This is a genomic window from Staphylococcus sp. HMSC055A09 (assembly GCF_001809655.1).
Taxonomy (GTDB): Bacteria; Bacillota; Bacilli; order Staphylococcales; family Staphylococcaceae; genus Staphylococcus; species Staphylococcus capitis.
In genome coordinates this window covers 14,230-29,717 of sequence record NZ_KV798353.1, presented here as the reverse complement: position 1 = coordinate 29,717, position 15,488 = coordinate 14,230, and the positions used below count along the sequence as shown (strand labels likewise).

Sequence of the window (15,488 nt, the reverse complement as noted above, 5' to 3'; positions counted from 1 at the left end):
ATATGGGAAATGATAAAGCACTTGTACTAGGCGGCGGTGGAATCACAGGAATGGCATGGGAAGCAGGTGTTCTAGCAGGATTAATTGAAAATGATATAAATGTATCTAGTGCCGATGCGATTATTGGGACATCAGCTGGTTCATTTATTGGTGCTATATTAGCAAATCAAGTGGATATGAAATCCTATTATTTAGAATTACCATCTCAAATTAGTTCGAATGATAGAGGTTCATTAAATTCGGATTTATATCGTCTTTGGCAAAATGCATTTGTTGTAGGCAAAGATGATCCAATTAAAGTAGGTCAAATGCTTGGAGATATTGTTTATACGCATCCATCTAAAATGCCATTAAACCAACGTATGCATGCAGTCCGTCAGCGCTTAGGTAATGTGGATTGGACAGGTAATCTTTTTATAACCGCTATTAATGCCAAATCTGGACAGCTAGCCACTTTCAATAAAGAGAGCAACATACCGTTAGAAGAAGCGGTAGCAGCAAGTGGTGCTGTACCAGGTTTATGGCCTCATATACGCCTATTAAATCAAGATTGGATTGATGGAGGAATGACTTCTCCAGCAAATGCAATGGCAGCTAAAGATTTTAAAAATATCATTATCATAGCCCCGTTAGCTGATGGTTATGGAAATCTACCTAGTGTAAACGATGATGCAAATAAATTAAATAAAAATAGTAATGTAATTACTGTCACACCAAATAATGATAGTCAAAAAGCTATTGGTGAGAACATTTATAGTCCTGATAATTTAATTAATATTGGACATGCTGGTTATGAGCAGGGCATATCAATAGCTGAAGAAATCAAACAACATCATCATGTATGGATGTCATAGATACCATCATCCATTTGTTAAAATAAATAGAATAGCTCAGTAATAATGTGTTTTTAAATGATTCAGTCTATCTGTATCATGCGAGCCGTCTAAAATTGAGAAAACGTAATTATATTAGGAGTGACATTAAGAAATGAAGATTAAAGCACCTCAACCAATTTATTTAAAGGGAAATCGTGACCAAGCGATTCTCTTATTACACTCTTTTACAGGTACAGTGCGCGACGTCAAGCACTTAGCGACAACTTTAAATGACCAAGGTTTTACCTGTTATGTGCCAAACTATCCAGGTCATGGTTTACCATTAGATCAATTTACACAATTTAATATTAATGATTGGTGGAATGAAGTTAAAGATGCCTATCACTTCTTAGAGGACGAAGGTTATCAACATATTTATGCTACAGGTGTTTCTTTAGGAGGATTGTTTACGCTTAGGCTAGCTGAGCAATTTGATTTAGAGCGAATAGCTGTCATGTCAGCACCTCATAAAAAAGGTGAGAGTGGTATTGCTAAAAGACTTGAAACTTACGGGCGAAGAATGAATCAAATTTTAAACTTCGATGACGCAGAAAGCTTTGATCAATTGGAAAATATTCAAAAGTATAATAAACAAATTGAGGTTTTTCAAAATATCATTGATGATATCATGTCTCATCTTGATAGAATTACAATTCCAACTAAGGTAATGTATGGCGAGCAAGATGATAAGGCGTATTCCCATAGTGCGCAATTTATTTTTGACCATATTGCTAGTGAGGATAAAGAATTGAATTCTTTTGAAAGAAGCGGTCATTTAATGACATATGGAGAGGGACGAGAAGCATTAGAGCAAGCTATTGTTGAATTTTTTAACGATAACGAGTAAGAGCTATAAAATATTAAAGGAGACTAATAGTTTATGAAACGCACATTCTTACTTACTTATACAACTATTTCAGGTAAAACTTATACAGAATTTAAAACTTTTGAAAATGGTCCCGACTATGACACTTGTGTGAGACGTATTATAGATGAGTTTGATGAACTCCCGTATCTATATATCAAAAAAGATATTGTTCGTTATATTAATGTAAATCATATTGAGAGTTTAGATATTGAGGAAGTATCTGAGGGGCAAAATATTGTTTATGGATTAGATGATGAGTAAAAGTTAAAATTCAAAAATGTTAAATCTAATTATTCTGACAATATATAGGTACATTGCACTTAAAATCAACTCGTGATACAGTGGTATTTAAGCACAAAAACACTTTAGCGCTTTAAAGGGAGTTGGTAAAATGAGCAACCAATCGCAGTGGAAGACATCTACCGGTTTTATCCTAGCTAGCGCAGGTTCTGCAATTGGCTTAGGCGCAATGTGGAAATTCCCATACATGGCCGGAATATACGGCGGTGGCGCATTCTTATTAATGTTTTTGATTTTCACTATTTTTGTAGGACTTCCGTTACTCATAATGGAATTTACTGTAGGCAAGATGGGGCGTACATATACGACTCAAATTTATAGTAAATTAACTGGTAAGAAATGGTTAAATCTCATTGGATGGAACGGGAATTTAGCCGTATTAATATTATTTGGATTTTATAGTGTTATAGGTGGTTGGATTATCATCTATATGGGCAATGTTATTGTACAAGCACTATCTTTCAAGCCCATTTCTCTAACTAGTATCAAATTTGAAGATATTATTAGTAATCCTTGGCTAACAGTACTCGGACAGGGGATATTTATTTTTCTAACGATGATTATTGTTATGCTCGGTGTTGAAAAAGGTTTGGAAAAAGCATCTAAAATTATGATGCCATTATTATTTATCTTTTTATTAATTATTGTAGTAAAATCTTTAACTTTAGACGGTGCGCTAGAGGGCGTGCGCTATATTTTACAACCAAGACTTCATGATGTCTCAATGGAAGGTGTGCTCTTTGCACTAGGGCAATCTTTCTTTACTTTATCACTTGGTACAACAGGAATGATTACTTATGCAAGCTACGCACCAAAAGAAATGACTATTAAATCTTCAGCAATTTCAATTGTAGTTATGAATATTCTAGTGTCTATCTTAGCAGGTTTAGCCATTTTCCCAGCTTTAAAAGCGTTTGGTTACCAACCTCAAGAAGGTCCTGGTTTATTATTTAAAGTTTTACCATTAGTGTTTAATCAAATGCACTTTGGAGCGATTTTCTACTTTATCTTTTTAGTATTGTTTTTATTTGCAGCATTGACATCTTCTATTTCATTGTTAGAGTTAAATGTATCTAACTTTACTAAAAATGATAATCGCAAACGTAAACGAGTAGCATTCATCGGCAGTGTATTAGTATTTGTGATTAGCATTCCGGCTACCCTTTCATTTAGTAGTTTAAGTGATGTGAAAATAGGTGCGGGCACCATCTTCGATAACATGGATTTTATTGTTTCAAACATTTTAATGCCAATAGGTGCTTTAGGTACCACATTAGTTGTAGGTCAATTGTTAGATAAAAAGTTATTACAAGAGAGCTTTGGTAAAGACAAGTTCAAATTATTCTTACCTTGGTATTATTTAATTAAATTTGTAATGCCAGTGGTGATTATATTAGTCTTTATCGTTCAATTAGTATAAAAGGGATCGTTACCAGAAAAATAATTCATTGGTAACGATCCCTTATTTTTTAGTTAAAGTATGCTTCAAGATATGCTTTATCTAGTTTAAGTAACTCTACAAAATCATCAGACATAATTTCTTCGCTTAATTCAATATTTTTATCTAAAATAAAATGTGCTAATTTTTCATTTTCTTCATTAGACTCGAAGAACGTTTTAGCATTTTCTACAATGCTACTATCGCTATAAATGATGAGCGCTCTACCATAAGGTAAGTCACGTTTACTACGTTGATAAGCAGGTTCTAATAAACTCATTACTTTAGCGCCATTTTTATAATTAAAAGCTGCATCTAAATCACTTTTAACCTTATCATTAATATTGGATAAACGTTCTTTTTCTGGTTCGTTATCAGGTCTAAACTCATCTTTTAAATATTCTTTCCAATCATTTAAATCTTTTTGTATTTGTTGTTCAAGCTTTTTACTATCTTCCGAATTTGAATCATTAAGTTGTTTAATTTTCTCTATATTTTGCTTAATTTTATCAAAAGATGTTAAATCTTCTTTATTTAAATTACTTTTATCAAATTCTTCATAATGGCCAGTGACATTCATATAAAGGCCTCCTCAAAAGTTTTAATTTAGGTTTAATTTACCTAGCTTAGACCTATCTTAAACATAATTATATTAAATCTACTTTGAAGGTTGAACATTCTCTAATTCGACGTGTTGCTTTTGTAATTCATTTATAAGTTTTTGAGACATTGTAGCATTTTTAATGACTACATTATCGAACGCACAATTTTTGAATTTAACATTTTCAAATGAAGCATTATCAACTTCAACATTTTTAAAGTTAACGTTTTTGAATGTAGTATCCGTCATTTTAACATTACGAGCGAGATTTTCGTCGAACAAGATATCTTGGAAGACCATGTTATTAAGAACAGTTTCATCAAATGATGTATTCACAAATGTTGTGTCTTTATATTGATTCTTATAAAAATGAACACTCTCAAAGATGCAATTATTAAAACCACATGTAGTGAACTTACTATTAGAAATCGCTTTTATATTTTTAAAAATACCTTCATTAAAGTTGCAGTTTTTAAAACGACTTTTATTAACTTCTAATTCATCATACATTGAATTTCTAAAATTAGACGATGTATAACGTAGATTTTTAAAATTTTCTTTCGTAAATACTGATAAGGACAAGTCACGTTTCGTCATAATTTGTTATCTCCTTTAGTTTATAATTTCTCTCAATTTTGGATTCATATATTTAGATGTGTATATACATCTTTAACTTAGCTCTATTCACTTTAATGATAACATGTTGCACATATAATCACATATGATTGACTTTTAATTAATTTCTAAGGATTTTATATTTCGCAAAAGTAATTTGATTTCTTCGCTTAGTATGTGTTCTTCATTTTCGAAAATTGCAAAAAGGGAAGGTTTCGTTTATAATTCATACCTGATAAGTAAGAATTTAAAAAACATAAATTAGAAAGTAGGTTACGTTCGTGAGACGTGTAGAGCGTTAATCGGACAAGATGGAATATGATAGCTTATGATTTAATTGGGCAGACACCACTGGTGTTATTGGAAAGTTTTAGTGATGAAAATGTAAAAATATATGCGAAACTAGAGCAATTCAACCCTGGAGGCAGTGTAAAGGATCGTCTAGGAAAATATTTAGTTGAAACGGCAATTGAGGATGGGCGTCTCAAAGAAGGTGGCACAATTGTTGAGGCGACAGCTGGAAACACTGGTATAGGACTTGCCATAGCTGCGAACCGTTTCAGAGTCAAATGCGTTATTTTTGCACCGGAGGGCTTTTCAGAGGAGAAGATCTCAATTATGAAAGCGTTAGGTGCAGATGTTAGGCGAACACCAAAAGTTGACGGTATGATCGGGGCGCAAGAAGAAGCGAAGTCTTATGCTAAAAAATACAATGCGTTGTATATGAATCAATTTGGTACTGAAGACAATCCTGGTGCATATACGAATACCTTAGCCAAACAGATCACTCATCAATTAGACCATATTGATTATTTCGTAGCAGGTGTAGGTTCAGGCGGTACATTTACTGGTGTTGCGAAACATATGACAACACTGGGAGTTAAGAATTATATAGTTGAGCCTCAAGGATCTATTTTGAATGGAGGCCCAATACACGCGCATGCGACAGAGGGCATAGGTTCTGAAAAGTGGCCTACATTCTTAGACAGAGATTTAGTGGATGGCATATTTACTATTTCAGATAAGGATGCCTTTAATAACGTCAAACTCATCGCTAATAAAGAGGGATTACTAGTAGGAAGTTCATCTGGTGCTGCATTGCAAGGTGCCTTAGAATTAAAAAAACACATTAAAAAAGGCGTAATCGTAACGATATTCCCTGATGGTAGTGACCGTTATATGTCGAAACAAATTTTCAATTATAAGGAGAGTAATGACAATGAATAAAAAAACGCAAATGATTCATGGTGGACATACAACTGACGATTATACTGGAGCAGTAACAACGCCAATTTATCAAACAAGTACGTATTTACAAGATGATATCGGTGATTTAAGACAAGGGTATGAATATTCACGTACAGCTAATCCAACACGTGCGTCACTAGAGAGTGTTATTGCGGATTTAGAACATGGTAAGCATGGGTTCGCGTTTGGTTCAGGCATGGCTGCGATTAGTGCAGTTATAATGTTGTTAGATAAAGGTGATCATTTAATTTTAAACTCTGATGTCTATGGAGGAACATATCGTGCATTAACTAAAGTATTTACACGATTTGGTGTAGAAGTTGATTTTGTAGATACAACGCACATTGAAAATGTTGAAAAATACATTAAGCCAGAAACTAAAATGTTATACATTGAAACACCATCAAATCCATTATTACGTGTAACTGATATAAAAGCATCAGCTGAAATTGCTAAAAAACACAATCTTATTTCAGTGGTTGATAATACATTTATGACACCTTATTATCAAAATCCTCTAGATTTCGGAATTGATATCGTTTTACACTCGGCAACTAAATATATTGGTGGACATAGTGATGTGGTCGCTGGTTTAGTAGCAACTGCTGATGATGAATTGGGTGAGCGTTTAGGTTTTATTTCTAATTCAACAGGTGGCGTTCTTGGACCTCAAGATAGTTATTTATTAGTAAGAGGTATTAAAACACTTGGTTTACGTATGGAACAAATCAATCGCAATGTTGAAGGTATTGTTAAAATGTTGCAAGACCACTCGTCAGTTCAACAAGTTTTCCATCCAAGTATAGAAGGTCATTTGAATCATGATATTCACCAATCTCAAGCAAGTGGACACACTGGTGTTATTGCATTTGAAGTGAAAGACACTGAAGCGGCTAAACAAGTGATTCATGCTACAAAATATTTCACTTTAGCTGAAAGTTTAGGTGCAGTTGAAAGTCTTATTTCAGTACCAGCATTAATGACACATGCTTCTATACCAGCGGATGTCCGCGCAAAAGAAGGTATTACTGATGGCTTAATTCGATTATCAATTGGTATTGAAGATACAGATGATCTTGTGAATGATTTAAGTCATGCATTAGACACATTAAATTAGTTAATCATTTAAAGAAACGGTAATGTTTATTTAGACGAATAAACATTACCGTTTTTTTTTTATTTTTATAAAACAATTTTTAGAGTGTGCAGTTGTAATTTTAATGCATTTTAGATTGAATGATTCCCATTGCATTTTTATCATCTAAAACGGATTGAGCATGATTCCAACTATCGTGTTCAATATCCAATAATGAACGTAAATATGCCCAAGTAACATACTGTACTAATGATACTCGCTCTGGATTTTCATCTGTGGTTTCTTTCACTTCATATCCAGCTATGCCGCCAAGAGAATGTTCGGCATCATATAATTTAAGCAATGATTTTTTACCGGGACTTAAATAGTAAGGTTCTTCCATCCATTCAGGCCCTAACTGTGTTAATGGAGAATCATCCTTATCCCCAGCAATTATAAGAGCAGGTTTGGACATGTGTTTAAATGTCGGATTAAGGAATGGGAAGTTATCTTTGGCGAATTGAGTTAATTTATCTCCACCTTCACCTGCAGTTGCTAACAGTACACCGCCTTTCACTCTTGAATCTAGGTAATCGGTATAAGAATTTGTTAATGGATCAAAGACTTGTAGACCAAGTAGATTGCCGGCAGTCTGACCTCCGAATGAATGACCCACTACTGCAATATTATCTTTATCAATTCGTTGATGTAATGTTGGAATTTCTTCAGTGACTTGATCTAAATGATCGATGATATTTTTCATATCTTGCACTCTACATCTCCAGAGTTCTGATTGTCTTTTATCATCTTTATCTAAATTTATCGTTCTTGAATCTAGAAAAGTTGGTTGAATAACTATGAAACCATGACTCGCGTAAAAATCAGCTAAGGGTCCATAGCCCTCCATAGATGAACCAAATCCATGTGCTAACAAAATAATAGGAAGTTGATGTCCTTCATTAGGGAAAGAGACCTTTAGCTGTAAATCTATTCCTCTATAGGAAGCGGGTACTACAATAGGCTTCATTGACAATATTGACGTTGAAGTTGGTATTTTAAATTCACTTAAACTCATAATCTCTTCCTTTCTTTATAGAAATGAGGTGCTTCTGAGTATATTAAAAAGCATAAGTATAATGAATTAATTTGCTTAAAATTCAAGATATTTAAGAGGACAAAAAGAATGCTCACCAACATCATAGGACGAAAAACGATATTAATTATTCAGAATATTTATTAGATTTAAAAAAATCAAAAAATACTATTGACGGTATTAAGACAATTCAATATAATTCAAATATTCAGATAAGTATAATCAGAATTGATGAGGGTGAGTCGAATTGATTGAATTTCGTAATGTGAACAAAGTCTTTAAGAAAAAGAATAAGACTGTACATGCTTTGAAAAATATTTCATTTACGATAGATAAACACGATATATTTGGTGTCATTGGATATAGTGGTGCTGGTAAAAGTACACTAGTTCGACTAGTTAATCAACTGGAGAAAGTGACGGATGGCCAAGTTGTTGTAGATGGTCATGAAATTGATACTTATAAAGAAAAAGATTTAAGAAATGTTAAAAAAGATATCGGAATGATATTTCAACATTTCAATTTACTCAATTCTAAAACAGTTTATAAAAACGTGGCTATGCCCCTTATTTTGAGTAAAAAGAATAAAAATGAAATTAAAGAAAAGGTTAATGAAATGCTAGAGTTTGTTGGACTAGCTGATAAGAAGAATCAGTTTCCTGATGAATTATCAGGAGGACAAAAGCAACGTGTAGCAATCGCACGTGCTTTAGTAACAAATCCCAAAATTTTACTTTGTGACGAAGCTACAAGTGCTTTAGATCCTGCAACAACGAGCTCGATATTAAAGTTATTAAGCAATGTCAATCGGACATTTGGTGTAACGATTATGATGATTACCCATGAAATGAGTGTCATTCAAAAGATTTGTAATCGTGTTGCAGTGATGGAGAATGGTGAAGTTGTGGAGATGGGGACAGTAAAAGACGTTTTTAGTCATCCTCAAACAATAACAGCTAAAAACTTCGTATCAACAGTCATTAGTACTGAACCTTCGAAACGTTTGCGAGAATCGTTCAACCGAAGTAGAAAAGATGATTTCTCTGACTATAAATTATTCTTAGACGCGAAACAAATCCAGAGGCCATTATTAAATGAATTGATTTATCGTCATCAGCTAAATGTGAATGTACTTTTCTTATCTATGTCAGATATTCAAGATGAAACCGTTTGTTATATGTGGTTGAGATTTGAGCATGATTCGCAGTTTAAACGATTTAATCCAGAAACATATTTCACTGAACGGCATATTCAATTTGAGGAGGTGCAATAAATATGTTTGGTTCAAGTTTAGATGCATCCCAACTGTTTCAAGCATTATATGAAACATTGTATATGGTTACTGTAGCACTAGTAATTGGTGCGTTAATTGGTATACCTTTAGGGATTTTATTAGTAGTGACCCGTAAAAATGGTATTTGGCAAAACCTAGTGTTACATCAAATTTTAAATCCTATAATCAATATTTTAAGATCTATCCCTTTCATAATTTTACTTATAGCAATCGTGCCATTTACTAAATTGTTAGTAGGTACATCTATAGGGACGACGGCGGCTATTGTGCCTCTAACGGTTTATGTAGCGCCGTACATAGCGCGTTTAGTAGAAAACTCTTTACTGGAAGTAGATGACGGTATTATTGAAGCAGCTAAAGCGATGGGGGCATCACCTCTTCAAATTATACGCTACTTTTTGTTACCTGAAGCATTAGGTTCACTGATTTTAGCTATAACTACAGCAATTATAGGTCTTATTGGTAGTACGGCTATGGCAGGTGCTGTAGGTGGCGGCGGTATAGGTGATCTTGCATTAGTATACGGTTATCAACGTTTCGATACTATGGTAATCATTATTACTGTCATTGTGTTAATTATTATCGTACAAGTTATTCAGTCATTAGGTAACTTTATTTCAAGGGTTATTCGTAGAAATTAAGTACTTAATTATATATTGAAAATTACAATTGTTAGGGGGCATTTTCTAGATGAAGAAAATTCTTGGTTTATTAATAGCGGCAGTTATTGTGTTAGCTGCTTGTGGAGGCAATAATGACAAAAAAGTAACTATTGGTGTAGCTTCTAATGATACAAAAGCTTGGGAGAAAGTAAAAGAATTAGCTAAAAAAGATGATATAGATTTAGAAATTAAACACTTTTCAGATTACAACGTACCTAATAAAGCTTTGAGTGACGGTGATATTGATATGAATGCTTTTCAACACTTTGCATTTTTAGATCAATATAAAAAAGCGCATAAAGATGCTAAAATTCAAGCGCTAAGTACAACTGTTCTTGCGCCACTGGGTATTTATTCTGATAAAATTAAAAATATTAAAGATGTTAAAAAGGGCGCTCAAGTAGCCATTCCTAACGATGTATCTAATCAAGCACGTGCGCTTAAATTATTAGAGTCTGCTGGATTAATTAAATTGAAAAAGAATTTCGGTTTAAATGGAACTACTAAAGATATTGAAAGCAATCCCAAAGATCTCAAAATCAAAGCTGTAGATGCACAACAAACAGCACGTGCATTATCAGATGTAGACATTTCAGTTATTAATAATGGTGTAGCAACTAAAGCAGGTAAAGATGCTAAGAAGGACCCAATTTATTTAGAAAAAGTAAGTTCAGACGCTGTGAAACCATACATTAATGTTATAGCAGTAAATTCTAAAGATATGGATAATAAAACATACAAGAAAATTGTAGAATTATATCATTCTAAAGAAGCCCAAAAAGCGCTTAAAGAAGACACTAAAGATGGTGAAAAAGCAGTAGATTTATCTAAAAAAGAAATCAAAGAAATTGAAGATGACTTAGTTAAAAAATAATTAACAAATTTATATTTAAGACGTAATACTCATTTCAATACTGCCGACAAAATATCATTTTGACGGCAGTATTTTCTTGCTTTAGGCATTATGAAAGTTATGTAAATATCTTTGTTTTTATTGAATGTTCTACTTAATTCGTTTATCTTTTGATATTACTTTTTAAATAGAATGAAAATTGTATTCAGTTGTGAGGGTAATACTGTGTAGTTGTCATTAGTGAATTCGTAATAAAATTGTCATTGTAATTTATGATAAATTGTATTAGTTTAGATAGGCAAAATGATATTTGTCTGGAGTGCTATTTTTTAAATGAAATAATATTTTGTAATCATAATGTCATCTAAAACACACATCCTATACATAATTAAAGAGTATAATGTGCTTGTATTAAAAAATTCGGGGATAAAAAAAGACAAGTAGAGGAGGATTTCAAGTGCAAAAAAAATATATTACTGCCCTTATCGGAACAACAGCAATTAGTGCTTTAGCAACTACGCAAGCACATGCAGCAACGACACATACAGTAAAAAGTGGAGAATCAGTTTGGTCAATTTCTCATAAATACGGTATTTCAATTGCTAAATTAAAATCACTTAATGGCCTAACTTCAAACTTAATTTTCCCTAATCAAGTACTTAAAGTATCAGGATCATCATCTAGCGCGTCAAAATCTAAGACATCATCTAATAGTGGTTCAGTGTACACTGTAAAAGCGGGAGACTCATTATCATCTATTGCAGCTAAATACGGAACTACTTATAAAAATATTATGAAGTTAAATGGTTTAAATAACTTCTTAATTGTACCTGGTCAGAAGTTAAAGGTTTCTGGATCAGTATCAACGTCTAAATCTACAAGTGGCTCTAAAAAAGCGACTTCAAGTAGCTCAGGTCGTACATCTACGTACACTGTTCAATATGGTGACTCTTTATCATTAATTGCAAGTAAGTACGGTACTTCATATCAAAAAATCATGCAATTAAATGGACTTTCTAATTTCTTTATCTACCCAGGTCAAAAATTAAAAGTGCCAGGTGGAGGTAGTGGAGGTTCAAGTAGTTCATCTACTAGTAAATCAACTTCAAGTGGTGGCTATTATACGCCAGTTTTCTACCACCAAAACTTATATACATGGGGTCAATGTACTTGGCACGTGTTTAACCGTCGTTCTGAAATCGGAAAAGGTATCAGCACATATTGGTGGAATGCAAATAATTGGGACAACGCAGCAGCTGCAGATGGTTATACTATTGATTATAATCCGACAGTAGGTTCAATTGCTCAAACTGACGCTGGTTACTACGGTCATGTAGCCTTTGTTGAACGCGTGAATAGTGATGGTAGTATTTTAGTCTCTGAAATGAACTGGAGTGCAGCACCAGGTTACATGACTTATAGAACTATCCCTTCATATCAAGTTAGAAATTATAAATTTATTCACTAAGTGATATATCATTTAAACAATAAATTAAGCTGACGAGGTCACTCATCCTCGTCAGCTTTACTGTGTTTAAATGTTTAAATTGAGATTTCTTAGTAAGTGATGATAATTCTTTACTGCTGCAGAATATGTTAATTTCTCTTGATTTCTTACATTTCTTAATGGATGTTCCACAATGTCTATCATTCGATGAGCTAATTGCTCGATGTGGTTTTCCTCTATTAAATAACCATTTTCTCCATGATTGATAATTTCGTTAGGTCCATATCGAACGTCATATGATAGAACAGGGCAACCCATTTCAATGCTCTCCATAATAGTCAATCCAAAACCTTCATACTTACTTGTTAATATAGAAGCTTTCGATTTTTCAAATTCTACTAAAGGCTTTTTTGTATATTTTGAAATTTTAACCATATCTTCAAGATGGTACTCAGCAATCAAGCTTCTCATCATAGGTAATTGATTATCTTCATCCCTACCAAATAAATGTAATTTTGTTTGATGACCACTTTTAACAAACTTATCATAAGCTTTAATTAAATGATCCATTTGTTTTTCACTACTAAATCTACCGATATAAATGAAACGATCTTCTTGTATAACTTCATTTTCACCTTTTCTATGATTGAGTTCTATAAAATGAGGTATGAGTTCAAAGCGTTCATTTTCAATAGGATACATCTCTTGAATATCTTGCATTTGTTGGTGCGTAAGTACTATATATTTATCCACGTTATTGCTATGTTCTAAAGCATATTTATAAGATTTTTTAGTTTTACCCTCTTTTAAATGCGAACTATGAAAGACTAAGATATTTTTAGTTTGATGCGTTTGTTTAATTAATGGTGCATCTAAAAATCTTGCATCACTAAACACCACATCGTTGTCTTTAAAACGCGATTGAAAGTAATACTGCGCAAGTACTTTATCATTTTTAAAAGTTTTAATAACTTTGCCATTTTCGTATAACTCGACGCAGATAATTTTATTTTTCTCATTATTATTAAAATATCTTTTACAATACATGGTACCTTCAGCATCTATTAATTCATCACTGTGTCTTATTGATGAGTTATTTACATAGAAAATTTTTCTGTGAAGTAAGCCATATAAATTATATTCATGTCGCTCATACTTTAAACCAGTTGAAGGCGAGATATAGTCTTCATATTGAAGAACATTAGATTGGCCATAATATTTGCGAAAACGGACATATGACTTCTTATTATAGTAATGAACCTCGCTTTGGTCTTTGCCTAATTCATATTTTAGACCTTTAATTTTACGTTTAGTTTTAACGTATTTAGGATTTTTAGTAATAAAAGTTTTGGGAACCTTATAAAGTTTGAAATTAGACAACCATTCATACATATTTTCAAACTCTATATTTTTAGTAATTTTATTTTCTTTTAAAAAACGTTTGTAGACACTTGGGTAGTTGCCATAATAGTTTGTGGTAAGAATTTTAGTAGGTAAGTTAAATTCTTCATCTATAAGTTTGATACGTCTTAAAAGAGCTTGGGTTCTTCCACCGTGAGAAATAGGAAGTGTTGTTGTGACAGTGTAAAGCATGTAAATGTCTCCTTTAGTAGTTACCTTCATACTGTTGCATTAGAATACTATCAAAAATTAATTATCACACATGTTAAAGATTTTTATGAAAATTACAAGAAAATCGAATATAAAAAGACGAAACAATTAGTACATTCTTTAAGAATGAATAACGTTTCGTCTTCCTTTCTCAATCATAATCTTTAATATTCATTTTTAACTTTACGGAAACTAGTAAATAAGCGTAAACCGTTTATCGCGAATGAAGTAAGCGCACCTAATTTACGTAATTTTGATGGTGACTTAATAGATACATAAAAATCGATGATTGTACCGATAGCACTTAGACCCAATGATAAATATACCATTTGTTTATTTTTAGCATCGTGACGTATTCCATTATAACCGTCGACGATGAAACCTGCCATGTTAAATAAGTTAGATAAACGTACAGCGCCAGTTTGTTTTGCCATAAAAAATTCCCTCCGAATGATATCTTTGCATGAAAAGCATACGCTCATAAATGATTGATATATTGTTATACTCAAAATTATCCATTTTGAACTCAATCACTTCATCATTTAATTTATGATAACATAATACTAAATATAAAAAGCTTTTTGAAGTAATAAAGAATAGGGTAGGGTGTTTATTCGAATGATTAAATGTGTTTGTTTAGTTGAAGAGAAAGAAAATCAAATTTTACTCGTTCAAGTTCGTAATAGAGACAAATATTATTTCCCGGGTGGTAAAATCGATGAAGGTGAAAGCTATGTTGAGGCGTTACAACGAGAACTTAAAGAAGAGTTACGCCTCGATTTGGCTGAAACTGATTTAGAATTTATAGGCACCGTTGTTGGAAAGGCATATCCTCAACCAGATACGCTTACTGAATTAAACGGATTTAAAACGACAAATGCTATTGATTGGTCCAGTATAACTGCTGACAATGAAATTACTGATATTAGATGGTTTAATATCAATGATTCAGAGAACATAGCACCTGCCGTATTGACTTGGATAGACCAATTTTCTAAAAAAGCTAAAGGCTAGGTGAAAAATGTGTATTTAAAAGCATATGAACCGGAATTATTTGAGCAAGTCGAAAACTTAGAAATTCTAGAAAGTGACTATAAATTTACGAAATCACCAGTTGAAAACATCAAATCGGCTAATCAAGATAGTGATAGACATCCTACGTTAGTTATGAATAATGAGTCGTGTATCGCGTTTTTCACTTTACACGAAGGAAATGGGCCTAAACCATTCACTGATAATCCAAAGGCCATTTTCTTTAGATCATTTAGTGTTGATCAACGTTATAGAGGACAAGGCATAGGTAAGAGGACCCTTGAAATATTGCCTGCATATATTAAACAACATTATCCATGCATTAATGAAATTACATTAGCAGTAAATACAGATAATGAGAAAGCAATCAATTTATATGAGCAAGCTGGTTATCGCCACACACATGATAGTGAATTAATAGGGCGACCTGTTTACGTGATGTCGCTAAAAATTTAATCATAATAATAAGACCCCAA

General features: G+C 32.7%; 17 protein-coding genes. 12 read left to right on the top strand and 5 right to left on the bottom strand.

Going from position 1 to position 15,488, the window contains the following annotated elements:
- Window positions 1–2: 2 nt before the first annotated feature.
- From HMPREF2642_RS01375 to HMPREF2642_RS01360, 4 genes are all read left to right on the top strand, one after another.
- The gene (locus HMPREF2642_RS01375) at window positions 3–854 is read left to right on the top strand and encodes a patatin-like phospholipase family protein (protein ID WP_030061261.1); all 852 of its coding nucleotides are present in this window, start codon (window positions 3–5) and stop codon (window positions 852–854) included.
- Between the two features lie 133 nt (window positions 855–987).
- Window positions 988–1,722: an alpha/beta hydrolase gene (locus HMPREF2642_RS01370; protein ID WP_030061258.1), complete on the top strand. Its 735-nt coding sequence runs from the start codon at window positions 988–990 to the stop codon at window positions 1,720–1,722.
- A 33-nt stretch (window positions 1,723–1,755) separates the two neighbouring features.
- Entirely contained in the window at window positions 1,756–2,004 is a 249-nt protein-coding gene (locus HMPREF2642_RS01365) for a hypothetical protein (RefSeq protein ID WP_030061256.1), read from the top strand.
- A gap of 130 nt (window positions 2,005–2,134) precedes the next feature.
- The gene (locus HMPREF2642_RS01360) at window positions 2,135–3,463 is read left to right on the top strand and encodes a sodium-dependent transporter (RefSeq protein ID WP_030061254.1); all 1,329 of its coding nucleotides are present in this window, start codon (window positions 2,135–2,137) and stop codon (window positions 3,461–3,463) included.
- Window positions 3,464–3,512: 49 nt separating this feature from the next.
- Here HMPREF2642_RS01360 and HMPREF2642_RS01355 read toward each other — a convergent pair whose 3' ends face one another.
- The gene (locus tag HMPREF2642_RS01355) at window positions 3,513–4,061 is read right to left on the bottom strand and encodes a hypothetical protein (protein ID WP_002434499.1); all 549 of its coding nucleotides are present in this window, start codon (window positions 4,059–4,061) and stop codon (window positions 3,513–3,515) included.
- A gap of 78 nt (window positions 4,062–4,139) precedes the next feature.
- Complete coding sequence (locus tag HMPREF2642_RS01350; protein WP_002434461.1) at window positions 4,140–4,679, bottom strand: pentapeptide repeat-containing protein; 540 nt, start codon at window positions 4,677–4,679, stop codon at window positions 4,140–4,142.
- Between the two features lie 336 nt (window positions 4,680–5,015).
- On the opposite strand from HMPREF2642_RS01350, the gene HMPREF2642_RS01345 reads away from it, so the two are divergent.
- Together HMPREF2642_RS01345 and HMPREF2642_RS01340 are read left to right on the top strand one after the other, a co-directional pair.
- Window positions 5,016–5,924, top strand: coding sequence for a PLP-dependent cysteine synthase family protein (locus tag HMPREF2642_RS01345; RefSeq protein WP_023349885.1), 909 nt, complete (start codon window positions 5,016–5,018; stop codon window positions 5,922–5,924).
- Window positions 5,917–7,062, top strand: coding sequence for a bifunctional cystathionine gamma-lyase/homocysteine desulfhydrase (locus HMPREF2642_RS01340; protein ID WP_002434084.1), 1,146 nt, complete (start codon window positions 5,917–5,919; stop codon window positions 7,060–7,062). Before HMPREF2642_RS01345 ends, HMPREF2642_RS01340 begins: the two co-directional genes overlap by 8 nt.
- Before the next feature lie 100 nt (window positions 7,063–7,162).
- Here the strand turns inward: HMPREF2642_RS01340 and HMPREF2642_RS01335 are convergent, their stop codons facing one another.
- The gene (locus HMPREF2642_RS01335; RefSeq protein ID WP_070597579.1) at window positions 7,163–8,095 is read right to left on the bottom strand and encodes an alpha/beta hydrolase family protein; all 933 of its coding nucleotides are present in this window, start codon (window positions 8,093–8,095) and stop codon (window positions 7,163–7,165) included.
- Window positions 8,096–8,360: 265 nt separating this feature from the next.
- Between HMPREF2642_RS01335 and HMPREF2642_RS01330 the strand changes: the two genes are divergently transcribed.
- The 4 genes from HMPREF2642_RS01330 (at window position 8,361) to HMPREF2642_RS01315 (ending at window position 12,390) form a co-directional block, all read left to right on the top strand.
- Window positions 8,361–9,386 carry a methionine ABC transporter ATP-binding protein gene (locus HMPREF2642_RS01330; protein ID WP_070597578.1) on the top strand — a complete coding sequence of 342 codons (1,026 nt, stop codon included), beginning with the start codon at window positions 8,361–8,363 and terminating at the stop codon, window positions 9,384–9,386.
- A gap of 2 nt (window positions 9,387–9,388) precedes the next feature.
- The gene (locus HMPREF2642_RS01325; RefSeq protein ID WP_002434501.1) at window positions 9,389–10,048 is read left to right on the top strand and encodes a methionine ABC transporter permease; all 660 of its coding nucleotides are present in this window, start codon (window positions 9,389–9,391) and stop codon (window positions 10,046–10,048) included.
- A 49-nt stretch (window positions 10,049–10,097) separates the two neighbouring features.
- Window positions 10,098–10,943: a dipeptide ABC transporter glycylmethionine-binding lipoprotein gene (gene gmpC, locus HMPREF2642_RS01320; protein ID WP_030061247.1), complete on the top strand. Its 846-nt coding sequence runs from the start codon at window positions 10,098–10,100 to the stop codon at window positions 10,941–10,943.
- Between the two features lie 436 nt (window positions 10,944–11,379).
- The gene (locus tag HMPREF2642_RS01315) at window positions 11,380–12,390 is read left to right on the top strand and encodes a LysM peptidoglycan-binding domain-containing protein (protein ID WP_030061245.1); all 1,011 of its coding nucleotides are present in this window, start codon (window positions 11,380–11,382) and stop codon (window positions 12,388–12,390) included.
- Window positions 12,391–12,456: 66 nt separating this feature from the next.
- Here the strand turns inward: HMPREF2642_RS01315 and HMPREF2642_RS01310 are convergent, their stop codons facing one another.
- Window positions 12,457–13,962 carry a glycosyltransferase gene (locus HMPREF2642_RS01310; RefSeq protein WP_030061243.1) on the bottom strand — a complete coding sequence of 502 codons (1,506 nt, stop codon included), beginning with the start codon at window positions 13,960–13,962 and terminating at the stop codon, window positions 12,457–12,459.
- A 182-nt stretch (window positions 13,963–14,144) separates the two neighbouring features.
- Window positions 14,145–14,414: a hypothetical protein gene (locus tag HMPREF2642_RS01305; RefSeq protein WP_002434052.1), complete on the bottom strand. Its 270-nt coding sequence runs from the start codon at window positions 14,412–14,414 to the stop codon at window positions 14,145–14,147.
- Window positions 14,415–14,598: 184 nt separating this feature from the next.
- On the opposite strand from HMPREF2642_RS01305, the gene HMPREF2642_RS01300 reads away from it, so the two are divergent.
- Window positions 14,599–14,994, top strand: a complete 396-nt coding sequence (locus tag HMPREF2642_RS01300; protein WP_030061240.1) for an NUDIX hydrolase — start codon at window positions 14,599–14,601, stop codon at window positions 14,992–14,994.
- Between the two features lie 9 nt (window positions 14,995–15,003).
- On the top strand, window positions 15,004–15,468 hold the full coding sequence (locus HMPREF2642_RS01295; protein ID WP_037582502.1) for a GNAT family N-acetyltransferase: 465 nt from the start codon (window positions 15,004–15,006) through the stop codon (window positions 15,466–15,468).
- Window positions 15,469–15,488 lie beyond the last annotated feature (20 nt).